The organism is Aristaeella hokkaidonensis, from assembly GCF_018128945.1.
Taxonomy (GTDB): Bacteria; Bacillota; Clostridia; order Christensenellales; family Aristaeellaceae; genus Aristaeella; species Aristaeella hokkaidonensis.
In genome coordinates, this window is record NZ_CP068393.1 from 2413579 (window position 1) to 2437718 (window position 24140).

The 24140-nt window shown below is 54.1% G+C and carries 22 protein-coding genes; 6 read left to right on the forward strand and 16 right to left on the reverse strand.

The annotated features are described in order from the left end of the window. Positions 1–29: 29 nt before the first annotated feature. Both JYE49_RS11030 and JYE49_RS11035 read right to left on the reverse strand, forming a co-directional pair. Entirely contained in the window at positions 30–989 is a 960-nt protein-coding gene (locus tag JYE49_RS11030; RefSeq protein WP_093957440.1) for a tetratricopeptide repeat protein, read from the reverse strand. A gap of 645 nt (positions 990–1634) precedes the next feature. Beyond that, positions 1635–3974, reverse strand: coding sequence for an FAD-binding protein (locus JYE49_RS11035; RefSeq protein ID WP_093957439.1), 2340 nt, complete (start codon positions 3972–3974; stop codon positions 1635–1637). Positions 3975–4113: 139 nt separating this feature from the next. On the opposite strand from JYE49_RS11035, the gene JYE49_RS11040 reads away from it, so the two are divergent. Next, positions 4114–4857 carry a MerR family transcriptional regulator gene (locus JYE49_RS11040; protein ID WP_093957438.1) on the forward strand — a complete coding sequence of 248 codons (744 nt, stop codon included), beginning with the start codon at positions 4114–4116 and terminating at the stop codon, positions 4855–4857. A 327-nt stretch (positions 4858–5184) separates the two neighbouring features. Here the strand turns inward: JYE49_RS11040 and JYE49_RS11045 are convergent, their stop codons facing one another. From JYE49_RS11045 to JYE49_RS11055, 3 genes are all read right to left on the reverse strand, one after another. Then, on the reverse strand, positions 5185–6213 hold the full coding sequence (locus JYE49_RS11045) for a hypothetical protein (RefSeq protein ID WP_093957437.1): 1029 nt from the start codon (positions 6211–6213) through the stop codon (positions 5185–5187). A gap of 171 nt (positions 6214–6384) precedes the next feature. Beyond that, positions 6385–7374: a hypothetical protein gene (locus JYE49_RS11050; protein ID WP_093957436.1), complete on the reverse strand. Its 990-nt coding sequence runs from the start codon at positions 7372–7374 to the stop codon at positions 6385–6387. After that, positions 7367–7894: an RNA polymerase sigma factor gene (locus JYE49_RS11055; RefSeq protein WP_093957435.1), complete on the reverse strand. Its 528-nt coding sequence runs from the start codon at positions 7892–7894 to the stop codon at positions 7367–7369. The genes JYE49_RS11050 and JYE49_RS11055 overlap by 8 nt, the downstream gene beginning before the upstream one ends. Positions 7895–8415: 521 nt before the next feature. Here JYE49_RS11055 and JYE49_RS11060 point away from each other — a divergent pair. Both JYE49_RS11060 and JYE49_RS11065 read left to right on the forward strand, forming a co-directional pair. Then, positions 8416–9183 carry a hypothetical protein gene (locus JYE49_RS11060; RefSeq protein WP_093957434.1) on the forward strand — a complete coding sequence of 256 codons (768 nt, stop codon included), beginning with the start codon at positions 8416–8418 and terminating at the stop codon, positions 9181–9183. A gap of 280 nt (positions 9184–9463) precedes the next feature. Further along, complete coding sequence (locus JYE49_RS11065; RefSeq protein ID WP_093957433.1) at positions 9464–10381, forward strand: magnesium transporter CorA family protein; 918 nt, start codon at positions 9464–9466, stop codon at positions 10379–10381. Positions 10382–10506: 125 nt separating this feature from the next. On the opposite strand, the gene JYE49_RS11070 is transcribed toward JYE49_RS11065, so the two are convergent. The 11 genes from JYE49_RS11070 to JYE49_RS11120 all read right to left on the reverse strand — a co-directional run bounded on the left by JYE49_RS11070 (position 10507) and on the right by JYE49_RS11120 (position 19381). Further along, positions 10507–10830, reverse strand: a complete 324-nt coding sequence (locus JYE49_RS11070) for a putative quinol monooxygenase (RefSeq protein ID WP_093957432.1) — start codon at positions 10828–10830, stop codon at positions 10507–10509. A gap of 149 nt (positions 10831–10979) precedes the next feature. Continuing rightward, positions 10980–12146 carry a hypothetical protein gene (locus JYE49_RS11075; RefSeq protein WP_093957431.1) on the reverse strand — a complete coding sequence of 389 codons (1167 nt, stop codon included), beginning with the start codon at positions 12144–12146 and terminating at the stop codon, positions 10980–10982. Positions 12147–12372: 226 nt separating this feature from the next. After that, positions 12373–13413, reverse strand: coding sequence for a hypothetical protein (locus tag JYE49_RS11080; RefSeq protein ID WP_093957430.1), 1041 nt, complete (start codon positions 13411–13413; stop codon positions 12373–12375). A gap of 113 nt (positions 13414–13526) precedes the next feature. Further along, on the reverse strand, positions 13527–14393 hold the full coding sequence (locus tag JYE49_RS11085) for a hypothetical protein (protein WP_093957429.1): 867 nt from the start codon (positions 14391–14393) through the stop codon (positions 13527–13529). A 16-nt stretch (positions 14394–14409) separates the two neighbouring features. Next, positions 14410–15564, reverse strand: coding sequence for a hypothetical protein (locus JYE49_RS11090; RefSeq protein WP_093957428.1), 1155 nt, complete (start codon positions 15562–15564; stop codon positions 14410–14412). Continuing rightward, positions 15561–16022: an RNA polymerase sigma factor gene (locus JYE49_RS11095; protein WP_093957427.1), complete on the reverse strand. Its 462-nt coding sequence runs from the start codon at positions 16020–16022 to the stop codon at positions 15561–15563. The genes JYE49_RS11090 and JYE49_RS11095 overlap by 4 nt, the downstream gene beginning before the upstream one ends. Before the next feature lie 180 nt (positions 16023–16202). Beyond that, complete coding sequence (locus JYE49_RS11100) at positions 16203–16592, reverse strand: MmcQ/YjbR family DNA-binding protein (protein WP_093957426.1); 390 nt, start codon at positions 16590–16592, stop codon at positions 16203–16205. After that, positions 16589–17344, reverse strand: coding sequence for a CpsB/CapC family capsule biosynthesis tyrosine phosphatase (locus JYE49_RS11105; protein WP_093957425.1), 756 nt, complete (start codon positions 17342–17344; stop codon positions 16589–16591). The genes JYE49_RS11100 and JYE49_RS11105 overlap by 4 nt, the downstream gene beginning before the upstream one ends. Then, on the reverse strand, positions 17322–17762 hold the full coding sequence (locus JYE49_RS11110; protein ID WP_093957424.1) for a 2-thiouracil desulfurase family protein: 441 nt from the start codon (positions 17760–17762) through the stop codon (positions 17322–17324). Before JYE49_RS11110 ends, JYE49_RS11105 begins: the two co-directional genes overlap by 23 nt. A gap of 23 nt (positions 17763–17785) precedes the next feature. After that, on the reverse strand, positions 17786–18268 hold the full coding sequence (locus JYE49_RS11115) for an NUDIX domain-containing protein (protein ID WP_093957423.1): 483 nt from the start codon (positions 18266–18268) through the stop codon (positions 17786–17788). Between the two features lie 252 nt (positions 18269–18520). Further along, positions 18521–19381 carry an AraC family transcriptional regulator gene (locus JYE49_RS11120; RefSeq protein WP_093957422.1) on the reverse strand — a complete coding sequence of 287 codons (861 nt, stop codon included), beginning with the start codon at positions 19379–19381 and terminating at the stop codon, positions 18521–18523. Between the two features lie 163 nt (positions 19382–19544). On the opposite strand from JYE49_RS11120, the gene JYE49_RS11125 reads away from it, so the two are divergent. The 3 genes from JYE49_RS11125 to JYE49_RS11135 all read left to right on the forward strand — a co-directional run bounded on the left by JYE49_RS11125 (position 19545) and on the right by JYE49_RS11135 (position 24140). Next, entirely contained in the window at positions 19545–20777 is a 1233-nt protein-coding gene (locus JYE49_RS11125) for an endo-1,4-beta-xylanase (RefSeq protein ID WP_093957421.1), read from the forward strand. Between the two features lie 166 nt (positions 20778–20943). After that, positions 20944–22287 (forward strand): MATE family efflux transporter, encoded by a 1344-nt coding sequence (locus JYE49_RS11130; protein WP_283399388.1) that lies wholly within the window; start codon positions 20944–20946, stop codon positions 22285–22287. Between the two features lie 122 nt (positions 22288–22409). Next, positions 22410–24140: an ABC transporter ATP-binding protein gene (locus tag JYE49_RS11135; protein WP_093957419.1), complete on the forward strand. Its 1731-nt coding sequence runs from the start codon at positions 22410–22412 to the stop codon at positions 24138–24140.

Genomic DNA, 24140 nt, shown 5'->3' on the forward strand with positions numbered 1-24140 from the left:
GGTACAGTTTCACTTAACACACCCCAGTTTCATTTTTTGGTCAGATTGACACTTGTAACCCATCCGCACATTGGCAATTGATTGGTCTCGTTTACAAACTCAATCAAAGAATACATTCCGTCTTCACCAATAACCGTCACAGGAGTACCTGGCTCAAGTACTTTCTCTGTAATTAAGTATTCTTGTCCCGGACCATAGTAAATATCTGTAGAATTTTTGATTATTCCATTAACGCACGAATTAAACACATAAGGCTCCGTAGGTTCCTTTCTCAAAACACGAATTTTGGGAACCCAAAGCCTTATCAAATATTGATCATGAGTTGTCTCCACCAGATACCATTCTCCACTTTGTCCAACAATACTAATAAACATATCAGGAAAAATAATGGTATCATTTTTACTATACGAAGAACCGGGACCGTCATACGTATGTGTCTCCTGATATACTTGTGCAGCAATATGAGTCAGTTTATTGTAGATAACACTCGGGGTGGTGACCGGTTGAATTACTATTCCATTAATCAGTCGCAAGTATCTGTCATCGCTGTCACATATGCCCATAAGCTCAGCATAAAGATCAATTGCCTTTTGTGTTAGCCCTTTTGCTTCGAACTGTCTAGCTTGTACATAATACAAGAGTTTTTGACTTTCTCCATACTCAATACCGGAAAGCAACTGGAAATAACTCTCTGCATTTTTGAGTGAACCAAGCATTTCATACAAATATCCTTTTCCCTCTAGTTCATTTGCTTCCTGTATTAGTAACATACCTTGGCAATACGTTAGTAGTGTTTTGCTTTGTTCATAATTACCTGTTTGTCTAAATGCCTCAACCGCATCAGCATAGTTCTCTAGTTCCATGCTAATTTGTCCTTTACGATACCATTCGGCTTTATCTGAAGAAATGATGTTCTCGGCAACGGCTGAATTAATAAGCAATGAGAGAAATAAGATAAATACTATTCCCCATATTCCTGCTTTCTGCATATAAACCCATCAACTCTCTTCCTCTCCGGATTATTCTACCGACCTTTCTTGATAAATACACTAATAAGGCTTCCGCATCTTAAAACGGAACCTGATAAACCCATCAAAACGCACAGTTATATTTGCGAAATTATATCACATAAACATATTGCAATCAATTAAAAAACATTATTAACACCGTTAATCAAAAATATCATAAGACAACAAAAGCTAAAACTATTTCTGACACAAAAAGCCCACAATGTGCTAGATTCTCGAATTATTTAACTGCTAAAGACAACCGCATCAGCACTCACATTATTAAACTATGTTATAGACTATTCTCTCCGCAAGCATGAAATCTTCATTTAATTCCTAATCCATTCGCATATATTCTTTTCTCGCACAAAAACCGACAGATTACTCTGCCGGTTTTATTATTTCATCTCGCAAGAAACAATATTCAATCACATACTTGGATTCATAAGATTACAGATGAAATCTGCATATGATTCATATGCTATATATCGATAATTATCTGAACTATATTTAGACAATACCATTTGGTCATCAGGTTGATCATGTTATGATAATTGTTAAAGCCCGGATCCGTAATGGATCCGGGCTGGTTTGTTTTGGTTTGTTTATCTCTTTTTTGTTTTTGGATTACTCCGCCAGGATGGTTTCCGCCAGCTGCTTACCGGCCAGGTAGCCGGAGGTGAAAGCCCAGCCCTGGTCAGCGCCGCCGTAGGTCACGTATTCCTTCTTCTCGGTGAACATGATGCCCAGGCAGTCAGTGCCGACCGCGTACAGGCCCTCCAGGGGCTGGCCGTCGGTCTTCAGCACGCGGAACTGTTCGTCCACGTCCAGGGCGCCGGTGGTGGAATAGATCCACGGCGCGCCCTTCACGGCGTAGTAGGGTCCGTTGCCTTCGATCTTCTCGTACACGTTGTACTCACCCTCCATGGGGCGGCCGCTCAGGTCATAGATAACGGGGTTCTTTTCGATGCCCTGGGGCGGGTTTTCCTTCGTGTCGCAGTAACTGTTGTAATCCGCCACGGTCTTGGCCAGGGTCGCGGCATCCACGCCGATCTTCTCCGCCAGCTCTTCAATCGTGTCAGCCTTGAAGATGATGTCCATCTCCATGCCCTTTTCCAGTACGTCATACAGTTCCGGAATCGGGGTGTTGGCGGGCCAGCCGCCCTGGTTGATGAAGATACCGATGTTGCTGAACTTCAGGCCGTTGTCCCGGATGGACTGCATCTGCTCGTCAGACCAGATGGTGTAGAAGTAGGCGCCGGCCGCCCAGTTGCCGTAGGCGGTCAGGGTCGTTTCATCCTTGAAGCGCACGCCCTGGCGGTTCACAGCCATGCTGTTGGGCGCCACTGCCAGCATCATGGGGATATCGTTCAGGGAAATGGTGGCGGGCTTGCCGGTGAAGAAGTCCGGATACTCCTGCTGGATGATCGGGAACTCATGCATCACCTTGTAGGCGCCGCCGATGTGGCTGACCGGGGGCATGCCAATGCAGTAGGTCGCCGCGCCGTTGTCGATGGCGGACTGGATCATCTTACCGTCGTTCTGGCTCATGCCGTACATATTCCAGCGTCCGCCGCCGGACAGGTTGTAATACTCGTCAGAGAAATACTTGTCTTCCATTTCTCCGTTGCCGGCAAAGCCGCCGGTGGCGGAGACAACGTACTGGGCGTTGATGACGTAGGTCGTTCCGTCCGCGCCCACCGCGTTCACGCCGGTCACCCGGCCGGTTTCGTCAGTGATCAGGGAGGTGGCCTCGGTCTGCAGCATGTACTTGCCGCCCTTCATGGTGTAGTTGCCCATGAACTTGTCAAAGTAGGCCTGTACGATGGACTTGTCCACCATGAAGCCGTCGCCGTAGTTGCAGCAGATCAGGTAGGGATCGGACAGGCCCTGCACCGGCGCGCCGAACACAAAGCCGTTTTCGATCAGGTAATCCACCGCGTCGCCGGAGGATTCCATCATCATGTCAATGGCCCATTCCTTGGCATCGCCTTCGGTGTATTCCATCCAGGCAGCCTTCAGGGCCGCGGCGTCCACATACTCTTTGCCGTCGTTCTTCTCCACGAAGGACTTGGGGTTGATGGACATGGGAGAAGAGGTGGTCACAGAGGTTCCGCCGTACTTGGCGGCCTTGTCGATCATCAGGACGTCGATCTTGGTGGTGTCGCCTTCATAGGCGTCATACAGGGTATCCACAATGCGGTTGCCCGTCATGATGCCGGCGCCGCCCATACCGATCACCAGCACCTTGGTGTTGATGGTCTCGGTGGCAGTACTCTTGGCAGGCACGGTGTAGAACGCGCTCACAGCGGCAACGTCTCCGCCGGCCGCGGCGATCGCCTGCACCAGGCAGTCTTCCGTCGCCGCCTTGATGGCGCCGCTGGAAACGGTGGCGCCGGTGATGGAGTCCACCTTCACGGACTGGTTCTCGATCATCGCGGGAATCAGGTTCTCAATGGCGGTGTTCAGGATAATCGCGGTATCCCCGTTGTCGCCCACTTCGATGGAGGCGATCTTTCCGCCTTCGATGACCGTCTTCACGTTCATCTGGTAGTTCATGGAGAAGCTCCATGCCTGGGCCTCATAGGTGCCGTCGGCAATCTTCAGCTCCGCGGCGCCTTTGCCGGACGCCTGGGCCATGATTTCCGTCATGGCGGCCTTCACAGCGCCGGAGGTCAGGGTCGCGCCGGACACGCCGTCGATTGCGGCGCCCTGGGCTTCCTTCACCTGCTCCGCCAGCGGCTCAAGCGCCGCGGCGCCGATGCCTTCGGTCTCATTATTGCCGGTGACCGTCACATCGGTGATTTTGCCGCCTTCGATGACGGCCTCAACCTTCACAGGGCCGCCGAAGCCCTGCTGTTCCGCACTGTAAGTGCCGTCGGTCAGCGCGCTTTCCGCGCAGGCAATACCGGCCAGCACAGGCAGAACGAAGATTGCGGCAATCAGGACTGCCAGCATTTTCTTCATACTGTTTTCCCCCTTTAATTTTCACCCGTTTGACGGGCTTTTTCTGAGTTCATTGTAAACATTGGAACAGTTCCAATGTCAATACATCTGTGTTATAATCCAGGCAGAGCCATGATTCATATATCGGAGGGGATCCGGCATGAAAATCAACGATGCCTCCCGCGCCACCGGCGTATCCCGGGACATGATCCGTTTCTATGAAAAACAGGGTCTCGTCTGCCCTGCCCGCCTGCCCAACGGCTACCGGGATTACTCGGATGAAGACCTGTACCTGCTCACCGTGATCCGGTACCTGTCCAACCTGGGCGTACCGCTGCGGGTGATCTCCACAGCTTTTGAAAGCGGCCAGACGGATCTCCTTGTTGGAAACCTGAAGGACGAGATCAGCCGCCTGACCCTGCTGCGCAGCCAGATCGAGGTCCGCATTGCCGCCGCCAAAGAGTCCATTGCCTGCTTCAACCTGCTGTCCTCCGGTACTCCCTGGGAGGTCTATGAGGCACCGGCGCGGTACCTTTTCTCCTTCGGCAGCCTCCGCTATCCGGTATACCGTTCCGGTCCGGAACCCGGGGATTCCTTTGCCTTCTATTACCGCCAGCGCTATGGCGTGGAGGAGAACGTCACCCCGCAGGGACAGGCCGACCGGGGCATCATGCTGTACTGTTCCCTGCCTGGCACGGAGCGCATCCCGCCCCAGCGGTGCCTGCGGACGGTACTCACCCATTCCTCCGAAAACAAGCAGCTCCTGGGCGCCCGGGAGCTGGAAGCGCCCCTGCGGCACGCGGCTTCCCTGACCGGCAAAGAAGAGTTCACCGTGCTCATGCACCAGTTCTTCCAGAAGAAAGGGGAAGCAGCGTTTCTGAGTGCTGACATCCTTTTAGGATGACAGCGCTCAGGGTAATTCACAATTCACAATTCATAATTCATAATTAGTATGGTTTTCCACGTCATGGTGTTCCTGATACCAGAGGGTTTACATCCCCGGAGGAGATTCCTCCACTACGGTCGGTATGACAATGTGGACGAATGGGATTAATCATAACAACAGGATAACGCAGAACGCAAAAGTGCGAAGCGCGTGACAAGGCGCGGGGACGTGACAGGGGGGACAGACACTCAGTCACATTTTCTTCGAAAACCGTGACAGACTATCAGTCCCGACAGTCACATCCGCCGCGCCCTTCCTTGTCATGCGCTCCGCCTTTATCTTTGTTTACTTTTTCTTCGACTTCACGATTTCTTTCAGGTATACGGTTTCCTTCGTGTGCTCACCGCTTTCCTCATACACGGGCACCAGCTTCAGGTCCGCACCGTTGTCCTTGCCGGGAACCAGGATCTCATAGGTAACCTCAGCCGGGCCGGTGGTATACATCACCACGTCATCCGTGTTGAAATAGCTGCCGTTCTGGTACAGGTTCCAGCCTGTGATGATATCCGGCATGGTCATCTCCGTAAAGTCCTCGCTGTTCCAGGTGTTCACGGCGTTCTCCCATTCCCCGCTGACGCCGGTAAGGATGATGGTGCACCGCAGCTCATCCCGGCCGGAGATAATCTCCGCCTTCGCGTCATAGGCATCCGTGTGCAGGGTGCCTGTCTTGCACTGGACCCGTTCATCCTTCTTCAGGGTAAAGCAGATCTCGGTTTTTTCACCGCGTTCATAGTTGCGGTGGTAGGTGGTGTAATCCTGGAAGGCAATGGAATGGCCGCGGGAAAGAATCAGCTTAAAGGTCAGGGTATCCTTCTTGCTTTCCGGCGGGATCTTGCACTTTTTCCAGCCCACGAGGGTACCGTCTTCCTTATATTCACTGTCCCCGTCGACGATGTCGGCGTAATTTCCGTCCTCCAGATCCAGACCGTCAGACAGACCGAAAGACCAGGTTTCAGTCCAGCGCTGTCCCTTGCCGTCCAGCCACTCAAGGCCTTTCTGTGCTTCCGGGTTGTCCGAGGACATCTGCTCCGCGGCGATTGTATCCTCCTTGGTGTATTTCCACTCGGTAATTCCTTCGGGAGCTCCTTCGTGAAGTTCCGCCTTCACCATATCCCCGGTCACCCGGTAGGAAACATAGACCCGGTCGCCCTCATAGTAAGCCTCGCCGATCTCCACGGTGATTCCGTCTTCCGTGGTCAGGGAAAGCATCATGGGTTCAGAACCGTCGTCTTCCTCCTCCGCCAGAACCGGCAGCGCGGCAAACATGGTCAGCGCCAGAAACAGCGCCAGCAAAGCAGACAGTTTTCTGTACATCGTAATATCCTCCGGTCATTCAATTCAAAATGATTTGCTGAATGGCGGAAGCAGCCGGATACTCTCCCTGTTTCCGCGTTCAGTAATATGACGATGTGAGTCTGACAATTATTCCCAAAAAGAGAAATGACCGGCAGCCGTTTGCTGCCGGTCGTTCACTTTTATGTTTCCTTATTCCCCGTTAAAAATCTTCAACACATCCTCCAGTTCCTTATCTCCGCCCTTCCAGATATAGATGTGTTCGTCACTGAATTCCCGGACATCATTTTCCTGCGGTCCGTCCCGGTAGTACGGCCGCTTCAGGGTAACCGGCTCCTTCAGCGCCCTGCGCATGGCCAGGTCTGTGTCCTCGGTGGACTTCCGGTCCGGGAACAGCACCGCGTCCTCCATTCCCTTCACGGCAACTGCCTCCGCTGTTTCCCCTTCGCTGAGGAGCGTGGCCGCTTCCCCTTCCTCAGGCCAGAGCGTGGCATGGATCACATATCCGTTTCCGTGCTGCATTGTGAGGCTCACCCGGTATTCAAAGGGCACGGCATCCTCCTGCGCAATCCGGAACCGGTTGTAGCCCATCGGTCCCCTCTTCCCGCTCTCAATCAGTTCATAGTCTCCGGAACCCCTGCACGCAAAGTACACTTCCGCCCGGAATGATTCATACTCACCCTCCGGGAGCCAGGACGGTGCCGTCAGCGTCTCCACGCCGGACATATACTCCAGGAAATCCTCCACGTTCCGGAACTCTTTTTTTGCCGGAAACGACTCCGTGTTCAGGATGTCCAGTTCGTTTTCCCCTGTTCCGTCATCGTACCAGGCTGTCACGAATTCATCTTCAGGTTTGGCCGCCATTTCGTTCTGAAGGTCTTCCAGCGCCCCCGCGATCTCCGGATCGCCTTCCACGATCACCGGATCCTGCGCGTCTGCGTTTGTCTCTCCCTTCCAGTTTACAGTCCGGTACAGCGAGGTCACACCGTATGCCACGGTGCCCAGCGTCAGGATCATCGCCAGGGCCAGCACCAGGCTCTTTGTCCACTTTCTTTTCACTTTTGTTTCTCCCTTCATCTCAGAGGCAATGATGCCCTGAGCCAGCCAAGGATTGGCCTTCAGGTAAGAAGCATGACGGTCAAGTGATTCGCGAAGCTCATTCGCGCTGATCTTCTTATTCATCGAGTTCTCTCCCTTCCAGCATATTCTTCAGCTTTTCCTTTCCCCGTTTCAGCCTTCCCGAAACCGAGGAGTGGGATATGTTCAGCGCATCCGCTATTTCGTTTACATTCATTCCCTGGTAGTAGTAAAGGAGGATCACCTCCCGCAGTTTGAACGGCAGTTTCTTCACCGCTTCCGCCAGCTCAGCGTCATGCTTTTCTTCTTCCGTCACCGCCTCGCCGGGAAGCATTTCCGGCGTTACGCTGCGGTTCATAAAACGGAACCAGCCCGAATGATTCATGTCATAGCACACGCGGATGGCAATCTTCATAATCCAGGTCTTTTCCCCGCAGTCGCCGCGAAACTGATTCAGCGTCCTGTATAGCTTCAGGAAGGTTTCCTGGGCAGCGTCCTCCGCCTGGGACTTGTCGTTCAGGCAGTAGTAACACATCCTCAGTACTGATTCCTGGTACTGATCCACCAGTCGTTCAAAGATCCGGTCGCGATCCAGAGCAGTGTCCGGGCCCGTAACATTGCTCATGTTTCGTTCACCTCCTACACCAATATAGACGGACGAGGGAGAGAATATGTCGCATTCGGAATAAAGTTTTTTCCGAATGTTCAATTCATAATTCACAATTCATAATTCATAATTAGTTTTGTTCTCAACGTAATGGTGTCCCTGATACCAACAGGTTTACATCCCCGGAGGAGATTCCTCCATGCGGGCACTCTGTGCCCTTAGTCGGAATGACAATGTGGACGACTGGGTTTATTCATAACAAAAAGAAATCGCAGCACACAGGCTGTCATTTCGACCGGAACGGAACGCAGTGAAGTGCAGTGGAGAAATCCCTTACTACGTCCGAAGGACGCATATAACCTGGAGCATCCATTCCTTTCGCTCCCTTGTATTCATTATCTACGGTATTACTACGGTGTAAATAATGGAGATCGGAGAAATAGCTCCCTTTATTTTCCGCTTCCCGTCCTGTTTTCTTTCCTGTCTTCACAGTATCCTTTTCTCATACCGGGAGACTCCCGGATGAAAGGAGAAGTAAAATGCCTACCTGGCTGGGAATTCTGTTGCTTGGAAACCTTCTTGGCAGACGCCGCCGTTCCTTCGGCCGGAGCCTGCTCTTCGGCGGACTCCTGGGCTGGCTCTTCCACCGGAACTTCGACCTGGAAGAGATGCAGGCGGACGTATATAAGGCCGCCCGCAAAGTCCGCAAGGCTGTGAGGAAGGCGAAGCATGAATTCCGCGACATCGGCAGGGCCGTGCGGGATCAGGCCCAGATGAAAACAGATGAGCATGTCGACGCTGTCCTTGAGCAGGTCGAAGCCTCCCAGGCCCGGGATGAAGAGCGCCGCCGGAGAACAGATGAGAAGATCGCAGCCGCCCAGGCGAAGATAGAGGAGGTCCGCGCCCGCCAGGATGAACGCGAACAGCGGAAAGCGGAGCGGCTGAACAATACCTTTGAACGGATGGAAGCCCTTCGTGCCCGCCATCATGAACGGCAGCAGGAAATCGCTGAACATCTCGCCACCGTCCGCGCGGAAATTGCGGAGCGAAAGGCCGAACGGGAACAGCAGAAGGCAGAGCGGCTGAACAACACCTATGAACGGATGGAAGCCCTCCGTGCCCGCCATCAGGAGGTGCAGGCGGAACCCAAAGCCGAAGGCAATGAAGCCCTCCTCAACCGGGACCTGGTTGCGGAGCTGGAGCGGAACGCCCGTACCGCCGCCATGGCCGCAGATGTGCCGACCATCGACTTCCCGGAAGAAGAAAAGTACAATGCAAGCAGAAAATACTTTTCTGCTTGCCAATGAATACTTAAAACTTAAAACTTAAGACTTAAAAATAACATTGTTTTTCACTGTTATTATAAAACATGTGACTATCAAATCGAGTTGGGATTTCAAAGCAGCGCGGAATGCGTGACTGTAGGGACTGACTGTCTGTCACTGTTCTTGAAAAGAATGTGACTGAAAGTCTGTCCCTCTGTCATGCACTCCGCGCATTATTCCCGCTTCATTGCTCTGGCATTCACAGCGGTTTTGTGATATCTTTTGGATCAGGGAAAACAATCTGAAAAGCGGAGTTGATCGTATGTATTACCTGATCAAAGAGTCCCTGACACCCTGTGCGCCCGAAGATCTCGCCAAGGGCGGCGCCCAGTATGTGGCCGTGCTGACCACGGAAGAGTGGCAGCAGCGCCGGGACTGCTTTGACATGCTCATTGATATGGACATGGAAACCGTTCCGCCGCAAGAAACGAAAGCCATCGTGAACCAGGATTCCCTCACGGGCACCTTCTCCATTCCGGACAGGACGGACATCAGCGGCGCGCGCCATGCCTTCTCCTTTGCCCTGGATGAAAAGGGCATCGTCCTGGTGGATGACAACGGATATGCGGAGCAGCTGGTCCAGACCATCGCCCGCACGAAAAAATGGAAGCTGCCCGGGCTGGAGCGCTTCCTGTACGACCTGCTGGAAACCACCATCGGGCAGGACCTGGCCCTGCTGGAAAAGTCGGAGCACCGGCTGAACCAGCTGGAGGAATCCATCCTGCGGGGTGAGATCGAAAGCTATCCCGCCGAGATGAACGACATCCGGGGCAATCTCCTGGACCTGCGGATCCACTATGAACAGCTGATCGACTTCAGCCAGGAGCTGGAAGAAAACGAGAACGACTTCTTCCGGGATGAAAACCTCCGCTACTTCCATATGTTTACCGAGCGGGTCATCCGCCTGCAGGATATGGTTACCGGCCAGCGGGAATATGTGACCCAGCTGCGGGATCTGATTCAGTCCCATCTGGACGTGAGGCAGAACCGCATCATGACCGTGCTTACGGTTATCACCTCCATCTTCCTGCCCCTGACCCTTATCGCGGGCTGGTACGGCATGAACTTCCGCTATATGCCCGAGCTGGAATGGCGTTTCGGCTATCCGGTCATCATCGTGGTCTCCATCCTGATCGTGATCCTGTGCCTGTTCTGGTTCAAAAAGAAAAAGTGGATGTGAGATTAATTCAGAATTCAGAATTCAGAATTATTTTGGGTATTTGGAATTGTCCGAAAACTCATAACAATACGAACACAAACAATAAGCGGGTCCTGCGATGCAGGGCCCGTTGATTTTTGTTTCCCTTATTCCCATTTGATGTACTTGCTGTCTTCTCCCAAGTCCACGCTGACGTATTTTTCCGCGGTCATTTTCAGGTCAAACATATTCCGGAGCTCCGCCAGGCGCTTCATCATCGGGGAGGCATGGTGCGCGTCCAGGGCTGCCTGGTCCTTCCAGGTATCGAAGAGCAGGATAGTGCCCGGCTCATCCAGCGGCTGGAAGTACTCATACCGGATGCAGCCCGGTTCCCGGCGGATATCCGCCGCGATGCCTTCCGCTTCCATCTGCGCCACAAAGGATCCGGCGGCTCCTACCGAGCCGCGGTAGTATATCAGCATTGTAATCATGGTCGTTGTCCTCCTGCCATTCAGTATTTTATGCAGTTGTCCTCATTTCTCTTCCCTTCCATATTACCTGTTATCCCGCCGGAATTCAAGTGGGTGGATCAATATCAAAAAAAGGCCCTGCACCGCAGGACCTTTTGATTATATATCTGTCACAGTTCCGGAACCCGGACCAGCATCTGCTGCACGCTCATAATGTAGTTATCACCCGCACTGGTCAGGTTTTCATTAATGATTTGGATATTCTGCCACAATCCTTCTTTTGAAGGGATCATTTCCATCTGCATCTTTCTCATCAACCTGCCATACCATTCCCCGGGAATCTCCTGCCTGTTGAGCGAGCGAACTGTTGTGCCCAGTTCATTCCCATCCGCATCCAGCCACAGATAACAGCTGTTTCCGGGAATATCAAGCCCGCTGTAATAAGACACACAATATTTCCCTTCATACTCAGCGACATCCTCGAACCGCCGTCCCGTCTCAGGCTGCTTTTCCCAGAGGATCTCTCCATCAGCACTGAATTTAATCAGCGCCGTATACTCCCGCCAATCGTGAAAATCATTGGGGTGGTCGTAGTCTTTTACATGCTGTTTATGTACAGCCAGATAGCAACCATCGCTCGTCCGGAAGCACCCGTCCAGATCTGATATGTCCGTTGCTTCGCCGCGCTCTTCTGTCATGGATGGCAGGATCTTTTTCCAAAGCAGGTTTCCCTGCCAGTCTATTTTCATAATGATCGCATCGGCAAAAGATGCGCCCACGCCGGGATCCCGGCCTGTCATAACCAGGCCGTCATCCTCTGTAAGCGTCGCATAAAAAGCGCAGTCTGTCCGGAACCGGAAGTTTCCATCCCAGTCAATGAATTCCGTAAAACCGTTCTTTTCCCCGTAATGCTTCAGCAGCCCGCGGGAAATCACCTGCGTATTGTCCACAGACGCCCCGCTCGGGATAACTTCCCTTCCGGTATTTTTCCCATCCGGGGTAAAAAGCACGACTTTTTCTTCCATACGGACGGCAATATTTCCATCTTCCAGGACAACCACTTTATAAAACTCTTTTTCGTCCTGATCCACATACTCCCAGGATACGGTTCCATCCGGATTCACACACAGGAGCCTGGCCCTCTGCCGTTCAAAATCCGCTCCCCCTCTTCCACTGAAGATCATCCGTCCGTCAGGCAGTGTGTCCTGATAATTCACATAAATCAGGAGTCCGGTCCCGCCTCCGCCAATCTTCACTATATCATCCGCAAAACAGGCAGAGCAGGAGAATATGGATATAGACAGAAGGAGCAGTATTACCAGCAGCTTTTTTAACATGACAGGCACCTCCGGCAATAGAATGAAATATCCCTTCGCAATGAGAAATGTTGCCTTTATCAGCCATGAAATATAGGCCTTTGGCCAATGTGGTTATTCAGTTGGCGTAGCGTATTACAAGGGCCACCGCAAACAGGAACGTCAGGACAATAGCCGAATTCAGATACTTATCGATTTTCCTCATAAGTTTTCCTTTCTGAAGATCCGATCTGTGATCCATACTGTATTAATCACCATAAAACCAGTGTCCGTCCGGGATCCGGTACAGGTCCCTGATGGGACTCACTCCTATTTCTGCTTCGTCTGCAAAGCGCGTCTGCTCTCCTTTGAAGAACCAGCAGGGGAAAACACCTGCATGGTACTCATCTGTTCCATCCTCGTCAAATTCGAAGAAATGAGCCACGGAGATTTCAGCGATTTCGTTGGTAATGCGCATGTTTTCCGGAAGCGACTTGAATTCATTCCGGTATTTCCCTGAGCAAAGCTCTGTCGCTTCCTCCCGGGAAAGTGTTTTTGTTAACGGCGTTGTCTCATTGACCCGGTCAATCACACAGGACAGCTCAAGGGAAGCAATCCCGTCCCGCGTAACCACCACAGCAACCTGCGGCATTCCCGCGGTTTTAATGCCGTTCAGCACCTGGCGGTAGGTCAGGTAATAGGCGTCGATATCCTTGGTAAAAGAATCAAAGTATTTTACTTTGGGTTCCCCTGCAAAGGCCTCGCGCATTTCCTTTGTGATCCTGCTGAGATCCTCATGGGAAAGCGAGACAGCCAGATCCGGTTCCAGGTCATCTATGTCCAGGACGGCAATCAGGGCGTCAGCCTTTTCCCGTGCCTCTTCCAGGGAAAAGCCTTCCATGTCCGTGCATTCCATGGTTCCGAGATCCCACTGGAGATAAGTCAGCACCTGGCTGTAATACTCCATGCGGGCGTCTCCATACATCAGGCTCTGGCCTGAAGGAATGTACAGTTCGCAGCCATCCTGGAATTCAAACCTGTACCAGTCTTCTATTTCCCTGCCGTCCACCTTCTGATACTCTTTTGATTTCACCCCGGAAGCATTGAACATCTCCGGCGTATAAGCTTTATGAAAATTCCTGTAGGTAACGTCATAGCAGAACAATTGATTCCCGGGCTCGATAATCACCGCGTTTTCCGCGTTGAACTCCATAACCCCGGTACCTGCCGTTTCCGCCAGTATATTGTTCACACTGATCATCATCACCAGCGTCAGGATACAGAAACAAATAATTTTTCGACTCTTCATACTTCTTCCTTTCTCCGTCGGGGTAGATTTGCTTGTCATAAAATAAGAACGAAAAAAGGCCTTGTTCTGTTCCGGACACAAAAAGAAGGCCGGTATTTCCGGCCCTCCTGTATTTACTGCTCCTGTGCTTCGCTCAGGCTGAAGGACGCCATTTCATTCATATCAACATACACCATCACGTCATCATTCAGCAAAAGACTGTTTTTATGGTTGTTCTGCCGGATCGGCACCTGTCCGATGGTTTCAATGCTGCCGTCCGGTTTGCGCCGGATGATCTGCCCTTTCTTGACAAGGAAGTACATATCCCCGTCCTTCATGATCATTCCGCCGGATCCATGAGGCAGTTCATCCACCTTTGTCAGCTTTCCGCTGTCCCAGTCCAGGGTGCACAGGGAGAAGATCCCGCCGTCCTTCTGCTGGATAACCCAGGTCGTTCCATCTTCTTCAATCCAGTAGCTGAATATTCCGAATATGCTCGAAACAGAGCGGCAGGAAAGCTTCATCGTCGAAAGATCCAGCCTGCACAGCAGTTCTGTTTCTGAATTTTCGTTTGGATACACCTTCCAGAATAACCCGCAGGGCGTATTCCGCATGGAGCTTATACTCCAGCCCCGGCCCAGATGGGCAGTTTTCTTAAAACCCGGTATGGCAACCCCGTCCAGCGGAGCCCCGCGGCCGTTTTCGCCAATGCCGGTAAACTGATAATTCTCTTTATTAACCGTATACAGAACGCCTTCCACCGCGACAAGGCCCTCATAATCCGGCCATTCATAACCGCTCTCATACAGGGTCAGCTCCTGATCACCCGGTTTCCAGGACCAGACGCCCGCTCTCCCTGTCAGGACATAAACCGTATCATCAATCCCGGTAATTTCCAACATGTTGTATTTGGAAAACTTTACATATTCCGCCGCAGCCGCCCCTGTCAGGCACAGCAGGCAGGCCACAGCAATCAAAAGGATACAGATACTCTTTTTCATCTTATTTCTCCATCCGTTATTTCTTCAGTTCAAGCGTCACAGGCGGCACACCGTCATCGCCTTTTTCCTCATCTGCCAGCTGGAACCGGATCCGTTCCGGGATGCTGTCGGCGGAAATCATGCTGGTGATACAGACCTGAGGCGATTGATCCGTATCAATGCTGTGGCTCATATTGATGCCATCCGGATACTCATTTCCGTTCTCATCCGTCCAGACAGGACGAATATAATCCTTCCGGTATTGCATGTGGCCCTGATCGGTAAAATCCAGGTAAAGGTACACGCCGGCCGCTGTCTTCGCCGCCTTCACGCTGTCCAGGTGCAGGCCGAAGATCACATAGTCCTCCGGAATCTGATACTCAACCGGCTCTGACTGGAGGGACATGGGGATCATCACATCCACCAGGGCATCCCCGATATCCTTCGTGTCCCCTGTCTCCAGGTCCACTTCCTCCACCCACAGGGACAGCTGGGCCGGAAGTTCCAGCACTTCCTGCGCCGCGACAGATTCATTGTCCGGATATACGATTCCGCTTGTGCTGAAGTATACGAGGCGACCTTCCTCGTCATACATGACGTCATACATTCCGCCGCCGACATCATAGGGATCCTGCATATGCAGCCGCGCGCCGACAGAGTACAGCGGGCAGTTCAGCTTTTTAGCCACATCAATCCAGGTGGTCTCCGGATCCACGCCATACAGTTTCGCCAGCATCTCACCGAATTCATCATTGTTGCTGAGGGTATCCTCATAGAAATAGTCCATTACAATAATGGCCCTGCTGCCGTCCGCCGTGGTCACCAGGGTGGAGGCCATGGCCTCCTGCTCATCCGCGAACAGGCTCTGCACGGTAAAGGCCACCGGGCCGACGGTAAAGGTCTGTTGTTTCGTATTGTCCATAATCTCCTGGGCTTCCTTTGTTACCGCATCTGTGTCGCCGTAGAAGATCTCAAAGAAGTCTCCCCAGCCCAGGGTCTTTGTGGCGGCGATGGCAATGGCCATGGTCGCCAGGATAATGCATGCCGTTATCAGCACCGCTCTCACGGTAATACGCCTCACGGGTTCTTCCTCCCTTACGGAGCGGGCGGCTGTCATCAGCGCGTCACGGCACTTATCGGGCGTCGCCTTGAAGGTGTCCCGCAGGTTCAGGTTTTCCATATCACGCTTCATTCCGCTTTCAGCTCCTTTCTCAAAGCTTCTTTTCCCCGGCGAAGGCGTCCCTGGAGGGTGGCCGGCGGGATCCGCAGCGCTGACGCTGCCTCCTCATAGGTCATCCCTTCCGAATAGCAAAGGACAAGCGGCAGCCGCAGCTTTTCCGGCACAGCCGCCAGTGCGATCGCCAGGTCAGGGTCCGGAACGGAAGCGTATGTCCCTTCGGGAATCTCTTCCAGTGGAACGTTCCTGCGATGCTTTCTCTGTGCGTCGTAACACACGTTGATCAATATACGGACAATCCAGGTGCGGAAGTATTTCTCTTCCTTCAGCCTGCTCCGTTTTTCCCAGGCTTTGAGGGCGGCATCCTGCAATGCGTCCTGCACATCGTCATCGTTCCGCAGAATCGACCAGGCTACCCGGTACATCATGTCCGTGCAGGCTTCGATCTCCGCGATAAAGAATCCCCTGTCCACAGCTTCAGCTCCTCGTTCTGTAACGTTACATACATTAGACGGTCCGGAAGGCCAAATCCGGACACACGGGCAAAAAAAATCAAGCCCAACAAGACAAGGGGACGGTTCTTTTGTCTTGCTCAAAAAAACACTGGCAATGAAACAAGACGAAAGAACCGTCCCCTTGTCTGGTGCTTTCTTTCAGAATTCAGAATGATGACCGGCTTTTCGCAGTTTGGTTTCCGTCATGCGGAAACTCATATCCACCAGGGCGGTGATCTCCTCCCGCCCCGCGGAACCGTCCAGCAGGATGGTGATCCATTTATCCTTGTTCATGTGGTAGGCCGGGCGGAAACCCGGCTTTCCCCGGAGGGAGCCCATCAGAACCGGATCGCACTTGATATTCACAATATCTGTTTCCCCATCCCGGTTCATGCCCAGGGTCCGGTACGGGATCTTCATCATGATCCCGAACCATTTGCGGTTGTCCGTGTGGCGGAAAACGCAGGTCACATCATCCCGGGAAAAGGGATAGTCCGGCTCCACGCTGAAGGCGTCAAAGATATAATCCGTCAGTTCCTGCCTGGTCATACCGTCCCTGCTTTCAGGAGATTCTCCGCGTTGCGCATGGTCACGTCCAGGGCGTATTCTTCCTCCACGTTGTCAAACAGCCAGCGGACGCCTTCCTCCACTACCGGCCTGCGGGCGCCGGGCCGCATCCCGTGCATATCACTGCCGATAAAGGAAATCAGCTTTTCCTTTGCCATCCACTGGGCCTGTTCCCGGGTGACCGGGTTGATGTTCCGCTCCAGGTCAAAAGCGTTCACCTGCATCAGGACGCCGCTGTCCGCCAGTTCCCGGACGAGATCCCGGTCATCCTGCAGGGCACGGTAGCGCTCCGCGTGCGCCAGGATGGGCTTCAGTCCCCGCTTCTGCAGCTGGGCCAGGTTCGTGCGGAATTTCTCTGGCCGCTCATGGCAGCCCGAGTATTCCAGGAACTCCGTCAGCACATAGTTTGTGCCGTTCATCCGGAAGGCTTCCATGCGGAAAACCCGCTCCGCCAGCACCCAGGCGCAGTACCACTCCGTGCCCAGGTACAGCCGGATCTCCGGCACTTCTTCCGCCGCCCGTTCCTTCAGCAGTTCAAACTTTTCCCGCACCCCGGCTGCCACGGGCAGGAAATTGTTGTTTTCCCGGCCGTAGTGCGGCGTGGCAAACACAGCCACCGCGCCCTGATCCCGGTCCGCCTGGAGCATGCGGATGGCTTCCGTCATGCTCTGGGCTCCGTCGTCCGCGCCGTAGATAATATGGCTGTGGATATCAATAAAACTGTGCTTCTCCATCTGCTATATCCTCAATGTCCAGCACTTTGAAGCCGGCCTTCACCGCCGCTTCCGTGAAAAGGCCCTGCCCCGGAATCTTCCTGCCGGAGAAGGAGCCGTCATAAATCATTTTCACCCCGCAGCTGGGACTGCGGGACTGGAGAACGATCAGGTCCGGTTTTTCCCGCTTCGCCAGCTCCAGGCCTTTTTCAGCCCCCAGCCGGAAAGCGGCGTCCACGTTCTCCCCCGCCGCGTTCATCACGGTTCCGTTCACAATCTCCGCGGACGGCCGGGGCACCGGCAGCCCGCCCAGCACCTCCGGACAGACGGGAATCACCGTATGTCCCTCCAGCAGGTGCAGCAGCTTCTCATTCCGGTTGTTGCCGCCGTTGTATTTGCAGTTTTCGCCCAGCAGGCAGGCGCTGACCATGATCTTCATCATTCATTCTCCGAAGACGGTATTTACTCTTTGGATTTCCTGTACTCGTTCTCCTCGAACAGCGGAAGGCGGATTCCCTTGTAGTAGGCTTCCAGCCCGGCAATATGATCTTCCGCGAACAGTTCCGGCACCTCGTCCTTTCCGAAGAAACGAAGCTCAAAGGACTCCTCGTCAATCCTCGGTTCACCGCTGACCACTTCCGCGGTATACATGGCGGAAATCACATGCGCCGCGTCTCCGTTGGCCCAGACCATATCATGGTTGTGGAAGATGCCCAGGAAACCGGTCAGCTTCACTTCCAGTCCGGTTTCCTCCCGGGCTTCCCGCACAGCAGCCTGCGCGTAGGTCTCGTTCATTTCCACCAGTCCGCCGATCAGGCCCCATTTTCCGTTATCCGAACGGCGCTGGAACAGCACTTTGCCGTCCTTTTCAATCACCACGCCCGCGCAGTTCAGGATCAGTTTGCGGGGGCCGGTCAGTTTCCGAAGTTCGTGAATGTAATCCATAAGAATTGTTCCTTTCGTCACAAATGAAATATCTGTCTTCGACAGATGTGAAATGTGCTTCGCACGTGAAATATTTGACTTCGTCAAATGTGAAATATTCTGCTTCGCAGAATGTTCAAAAGTATCTTACACATTCGCCGTGAGGCGAATATTTCATATATGCCGCAGGCATATATTTCACACGGCGAAGCCGTATTTCACATTGGCCGAAGGCCAATATTTCATTTACTATTCAACCTTTCAGCACCCGCATCACTTTACCGACAGCGCCCGGTACTCTCCCGGCGCCATGCCCTTTTCCGCCCGGAAGACCCGGTTGAAGCTGGAGATGCTCTGGAAGCCGGAGCGCATAGCCACCTCGGTCAGGGTCATTTCTTCGTCCGCCAGGAGTTCCGTGGCCTTTTCCATGCGGATCATATTCAGCCACCGGCTGTAGTTGGTACCGGTCACGCTGCGGAAGATCCGGGAGAAATAATCCTTGCTGATGCCTGCCATCTCCGCCATCGCAGCCTGGGACAGGTCGTCCGCCGTCAGGTTGTTCTTGATATAATCCGTGACCGTCATCATCCGGCGCATCACCGTATCGGTATAGCTGTAGGTGTCCCCGCCGTGAAGCTCAGGCGCGAACTCGTCCCGGTGACGGTCCAGCGTCAGCATAAACTCCATCAGCAGCATACAGCAGCGGAGTTCCCGGTCCGGCCCTGCCTCAAACCAGATCTCTTTCATTTTCTCCGCGATCACCCGCAGCTTGCCTACCAGTTCCGGATGGGCATTGATGCACAGCACGTGCAGGTTTCGGTAGAAATGCATGATCCGCTGCAGGTCAAACAGGGAATTCATAAAGGTATTGCTGAACTGGATCACCAGCGATTCCTTCCGGTCCGCGTCGATGATCTCATGCACCTCCATAGGCCACATGAGCAGGAAATCGCCTTCCACCAGTTCATAGGTGCTCTGGTTCACCCGGAAGACGTTCGTCTTCCCGGGACCCACCAGCAGGATTTCGCCATAGGAATGCCAGTGGGCCTGGTAGCTCCGCTTTTCATAACCCGTGGAGAGGTTAAAGGCGCTCACCCGGTCAAACCCGTAGTTTTCATATTGGCTGTAATCCATGGCGTTATCCTCCGTTCCCCTCCATTAAACCGCCGGATAAGCCGGAAGTCAAGGCGGAAGGCTGTACAAAAAGTAAGAAGCCGCAGGTCAAAAAATGGGCAGTTTTTTCCCGGACCCCGGCTTTACAATACAATCGAAATTAGGGAAAACCGGAGGGATCGCCATGAATCAGAATCAGTTTGCCCACCGCCGTGCGGCCGCCCGTATCCAGCTGCTGAACCCGGACGGAACCCCCGCGGCCCGTCAGCAGGTCCGTGCCGATCAGGTATCCCACCAGTTTCTGTTCGGCTGCGGCGCCTTTGACGCCGTTGCCCTGATGAAATCCCAGGATGAAAAGCAGCAGGCCTTCCTGAGCCAGCGAATGGACAAGTGGCTGAAGCTTTTCAACTACGGCACCCTGCCTTTCTACTGGGGACGGTACGAGCCGGAAGAAGGCAAGACCGCCTATCCGGAAACCATCGCCGCCGCCAGATGGCTGCGGGACAACGGCGTCCAGGTCAAGGGACATCCCCTGTGCTGGCACACCGCCTGCGCACCCTGGCTCCTGAAATACTCCAATGAAGAGATCCTCCGCCGCCAGCTGGAGCGTATCCGCCGGGACGTAAGCGCCTACAAGGGCGTCATCAACCTCTGGGATGTGATCAACGAAGTGGTCATCATGCCCGTGTTTGACCGGTATGACAACGCCATCACCCGCATCTGCGTCGAAAAAGGCCGGGTCGTCCTGGTGAGGGAGGTTTTTGCCGCCGCGAAGGAAACCGATCCGGACGCTGTGCTGCTGATCAACGACTTCAACACCAGCGAAGCTTATGCCCAGCTGATTGAAGACCTGCTGGAAGCGGATGTGCCGATCAGCGCCATCGGTATCCAGAGCCACCAGCACCAGGGCTACTGGGGACTGGAAAAGCTGAACACCGTACTGGAGCGGTTCTCCCGCTTCGGTCTCCCGATCCACTTTACGGAGAACACCCTGATCTCCGGCGACATCATGCCCGCCCACATCGTGGACCTGAACGACTGGCAGGTGGACGAGTGGCCCAGCACGCCCGCCGGCGAAGAGCGCCAGGCCCGGGAGATCAGCGAAATGTATTCCGTCCTCTTCTCCCATCCGCTGGTGGAAGCCATCACCACATGGGACTTCAACGACGGCTGCTGGCTGAAGGCGCCCTCCGGCTTTGTGCATGAGGACAACACCGAAAAGCCCTCCTATCATGCCCTGATGGGTCTCATCCACGGCGACTGGGAAACCCATGAAAACCTGGTGACGGACGAGAACGGCTTCGTGACCCTCACAGGGTTCAAGGGCGATTATGAGCTGAAGACTGATAATGGCAGTGTTAAGCTCACGCTGGACGGGAAGAGCACCAATTCACAATTCATAATTCATAATTCATAATTATGATTTGTTGATTTACCAAGGTTTAACTTTCAAAGGAACACGGATGTATTCGTCACACTATATCATTTTTCAGTTTTAAGTTTTAAGTTTTCAATATTCATTAAAAACTCCAAAGGAGTTTCCTATGTTCCATACTGCTGGCCGTGGAAGGCGGCAAATGACCATGAATATGACAGAAGGCAAGCCCCTGGCGCTGCTTTCTGTTTTTGCGCTGCCGCTGCTCATCGGCAACCTGTTCCAGCAGGCCTATAACCTGGCGGACTCCATGATTGTGGGCCAGCTGCTGGGCGCGGACGCCCTGGCGGCAGTCGGCGCCACCGGTTCCATCTCCTTCCTGTTCTTTTCCATCTTCAACGGCATCAGCGGCGGCTGCGGGATCGTCACGGCCAAGTTCTTCGGTGCCCGGGAAGACAAGATGGTCTGCAAGGCCATCGCCAACTCGGCCTATATCACCCTGCTGACTTCCCTGCTCACCGGTACGCTGGCCTTCATCATGGTGCCCACCGTGCTGACCTGGATGGGCACCCCGGCGGAAATCCTGCCGGACGCCATCACCTACATGCGGATGACCTCCGCTTCCGTGCCGCTCATCGCCATCTACAACTACGCGTCCTCCATGCAGCGGGCCCTGGGAGACTCCCGTACGCCGCTGTATTTCCTGGTTTTCTCCTGCCTGCTCAACGTCGGCCTGGACCTGCTTTTCGTGGGTGCCTTCGGCATGGGTGTATTCGGCGCGGCGTTTGCCACCATGCTGTCCCAGCTGCTGGCCGGTTCCGGATCCCTGCTCTACGCCTTCCGCAGGAATCCCTACTTCCGCATGAACAAGTCTTCCCTGGCTTTTGACAAGTCCATCTCGAAGCAGGCCATCCACCTCGGCCTGCCCCTGGCGCTGCAGTGGAGCCTCATCGCTATCTCCACAACGGCGCTTCAGTCCGTGGTCAATACCTTCGGCCCCACCGCCATGGCCGCCTATACTGCCACCAACCGCCTGGAGCAGCTGGTGCAGCAGCCCTTCGGCTCCATGAGCATGGCGCTGTCCACCTATACCAGCCAGAACATGGGCGCCGGCAAGAACAAACGGATCCGGGAAGGCTTCCGGGACAGCCTGCTGGCCATGCTCGCCGTGGCAGGCCTCATGCTGGTGGTTATGCAATTGTGGGGCGGCTCCCTGGTCGGCATGTTCGTCAAGGAAACGGACGTGATTGCCCTGGGGCAGAAAGCCCTGCGGATTACCAGTTGCTTCTATGCCTTCCTGGGCATCATCTACGTGGCCCGGGGCGTGCTGAACGGCGTGGGCGACGCCATCTTCTCCTTTATCAACGGCATTGTGGAAATCGCAGGCCGCGTCGGCCTGCCCCTGCTACTCCTCCACCTGACAACCGCCGGCGTCTGGTCCATCTGGATCACCGCGGGCGTCACCTGGATGCTGGCGGGAATATCGTGTGTGTTAAGATATATAACGTGGCGGAAAAAACTGGAGAAAAAGGATGCAACAATTCAGAATTAAGAATTCAGAATTCAGAATTATTGGATGACAGTCCTTGTATGGATTTATTCATGGCATATGGGAATTATTTAATTATGAATCATGAATTATGAATTATGAATTGATTTTACCGGAGGTAAAAAATGATCAAGACCTTGTGGCGGCTCAGTCGTGAAGCCATCCGATACAGGACGCTGTATATTGTCGCGATTCTGTCCACCCTGGCCCTGACAGCAGTCAACCTGACCGCGCCGAAGCTGCTTTCCGCTATGACAGGACTGGTGGAAAAAGGCCTGACCGAAGAAGGACTGCATACCATCGGCCTGATGACCGCGGCGCTGGTGGCCCTGTACCTGCTGCGGATCCTCTTCCGCTTTCTCAGCAACTACCTGGCCCATAAAGCTGCCTGGTACCTGGTAGGCGACCTGCGCACCCGGACCTATGACAAGCTGGAGCATATGCACCTGGGCTATTTCCACGACAAGCAGACCGGCGACCTGATGAGCCGGATCGTCAATGACACCCGGGACTTTGAGCTGCTCTACGCCCACATGATCCCGGAATCCATCACCAACCTGGTCACTTTCACCGGCGTACTCATCGTACTGCTGACCATCAACTGGAAGCTGGCGCTGATCACCTGCGCGCCGATCCCCCTCATCTTCCTCTCCGGCATCATCTTCTCCAAAAAAGTCCGCCCCTTCTTCCGGATTTCCCAGAAGAAAATGGGCGAACTCAACGGCAAACTCCAGGACAACCTCTCCGGCATTCACGAGATCCAGTCCTTCGGCCGGGAGGAATATGAAACAGAACAGGTAAACGAGCATAACTTTGAACACATCCGGGCCATGCTGCAGGCCCTGAAGCTCAGCGGCATCTTCCATCCTTCCGTGGAGTTCCTTTCCTCCATCGGCACGATCCTGGTAGTGGGCTTCGGCGGCTACCTGGCCTATAAAGAAGGCCTGAGCGTGGCGGACATCGTGGCCTTCCTGCTGTATCTGGGCCTGTTCTACGGCCCGGTCACCGGCCTGGCCAACCTGCTGGAGAATATGCAGCAATCCATGGCCGGAGCGGAGCGCGTGCTGGCCGTGCTGGATGCGCCTACGGAGATTCAGGACCTGCCGGACGCCGGACCCCTGAAGGACGTGAAGGGCGAAATCACCTTTGACCACGTCAGCTTCTCCTACGGGGAAAACATCCCCGTGCTGAAGGACGTTTCCTTTGTGTGCAGGCCGGGCCAGATGCTGGCGCTGGTGGGTCCCACCGGCGTGGGCAAAACCACACTCACCCAGCTGATCTCCCGCTTCTATGAGCCCACGGCCGGCCGGATCCTGCTGGACGGGCAGAATATCCGGCACGTGACCCTGGACAGTCTCCGGCAGAACATCTCCCCGGTGCTGCAGGACACCTTCCTCTTCAACGGCACCATCGCGGAAAACATCGGCTATGCCGTGCCAGACGCCTCCATGGAGGAGATTGAGGCCGCGGCAAAGGCTGCGAAGATCCATGATGATATCATGGCCATGCCCGACGGCTACAAGACCCTGGTCGGCGAGCGGGGCCTGCGCCTCTCCGGCGGCCAGAAGCAGCGGGTTGCCATTGCCCGGGCCATCCTGCGGAAGTCCCCGGTCATTATCCTGGATGAAGCCACTGCCTCCGTGGATGTGGAGACGGAGCAGCAGATCCAGCAGGCCATCGCCGGCGTGGCCGGAACCCGCACCATCATCGCCATTGCCCACCGGCTGTCCACCATCCGCAACGCCGACCAGATCCTCGTGATTGAGGAAGGCCGGATTACGGAGCGCGGCACCCACGATGAGCTGGTGAAGCTGGGCGGAAGCTACAGCCGGATGAATAACATTCAGGCAAACTGA

What these genes read in the sequence shown, in the direction of transcription:
- JYE49_RS11045 (WP_093957437.1), bottom strand. Translation starts at nt 6,213, where the DNA reads ATGTACAGAAAACTGTCTGCTTTGCTGGCGCTGTTTCTGGCGCTGACC.
- JYE49_RS11055 (WP_093957435.1), bottom strand. Translation starts at nt 7,894, where the DNA reads ATGAGCAATGTTACGGGCCCGGACACTGCTCTGGATCGCGACCGGATC.
- JYE49_RS11110 (WP_093957424.1), bottom strand. Translation starts at nt 17,762, where the DNA reads ATGAAGATCATGGTCAGCGCCTGCCTGCTGGGCGAAAACTGCAAATAC.
- JYE49_RS11070 (WP_093957432.1), bottom strand. Translation starts at nt 10,830, where the DNA reads ATGATTACAATGCTGATATACTACCGCGGCTCGGTAGGAGCCGCCGGA.
- JYE49_RS11105 (WP_093957425.1), bottom strand. Translation starts at nt 17,344, where the DNA reads ATGGAGAAGCACAGTTTTATTGATATCCACAGCCATATTATCTACGGC.
- JYE49_RS11035 (WP_093957439.1), bottom strand. Translation starts at nt 3,974, where the DNA reads ATGAAGAAAATGCTGGCAGTCCTGATTGCCGCAATCTTCGTTCTGCCT.
- JYE49_RS11135 (WP_093957419.1), top strand. Translation starts at nt 22,410, where the DNA reads ATGATCAAGACCTTGTGGCGGCTCAGTCGTGAAGCCATCCGATACAGG.
- JYE49_RS11050 (WP_093957436.1), bottom strand. Translation starts at nt 7,374, where the DNA reads ATGAATAAGAAGATCAGCGCGAATGAGCTTCGCGAATCACTTGACCGT.
- JYE49_RS11085 (WP_093957429.1), bottom strand. Translation starts at nt 14,393, where the DNA reads ATGAAAAAGAGTATCTGTATCCTTTTGATTGCTGTGGCCTGCCTGCTG.
- JYE49_RS11060 (WP_093957434.1), top strand. Translation starts at nt 8,416, where the DNA reads ATGCCTACCTGGCTGGGAATTCTGTTGCTTGGAAACCTTCTTGGCAGA.
- JYE49_RS11125 (WP_093957421.1), top strand. Translation starts at nt 19,545, where the DNA reads ATGAATCAGAATCAGTTTGCCCACCGCCGTGCGGCCGCCCGTATCCAG.
- JYE49_RS11130 (WP_283399388.1), top strand. Translation starts at nt 20,944, where the DNA reads ATGAATATGACAGAAGGCAAGCCCCTGGCGCTGCTTTCTGTTTTTGCG.
- JYE49_RS11115 (WP_093957423.1), bottom strand. Translation starts at nt 18,268, where the DNA reads ATGGATTACATTCACGAACTTCGGAAACTGACCGGCCCCCGCAAACTG.
- JYE49_RS11120 (WP_093957422.1), bottom strand. Translation starts at nt 19,381, where the DNA reads ATGGATTACAGCCAATATGAAAACTACGGGTTTGACCGGGTGAGCGCC.
- JYE49_RS11080 (WP_093957430.1), bottom strand. Translation starts at nt 13,413, where the DNA reads ATGAAGAGTCGAAAAATTATTTGTTTCTGTATCCTGACGCTGGTGATG.
- JYE49_RS11100 (WP_093957426.1), bottom strand. Translation starts at nt 16,592, where the DNA reads ATGACCAGGCAGGAACTGACGGATTATATCTTTGACGCCTTCAGCGTG.
- JYE49_RS11040 (WP_093957438.1), top strand. Translation starts at nt 4,114, where the DNA reads ATGAAAATCAACGATGCCTCCCGCGCCACCGGCGTATCCCGGGACATG.
- JYE49_RS11030 (WP_093957440.1), bottom strand. Translation starts at nt 989, where the DNA reads ATGCAGAAAGCAGGAATATGGGGAATAGTATTTATCTTATTTCTCTCA.
- JYE49_RS11075 (WP_093957431.1), bottom strand. Translation starts at nt 12,146, where the DNA reads ATGTTAAAAAAGCTGCTGGTAATACTGCTCCTTCTGTCTATATCCATA.
- JYE49_RS11090 (WP_093957428.1), bottom strand. Translation starts at nt 15,564, where the DNA reads ATGAAGCGTGATATGGAAAACCTGAACCTGCGGGACACCTTCAAGGCG.
- JYE49_RS11065 (WP_093957433.1), top strand. Translation starts at nt 9,464, where the DNA reads ATGTATTACCTGATCAAAGAGTCCCTGACACCCTGTGCGCCCGAAGAT.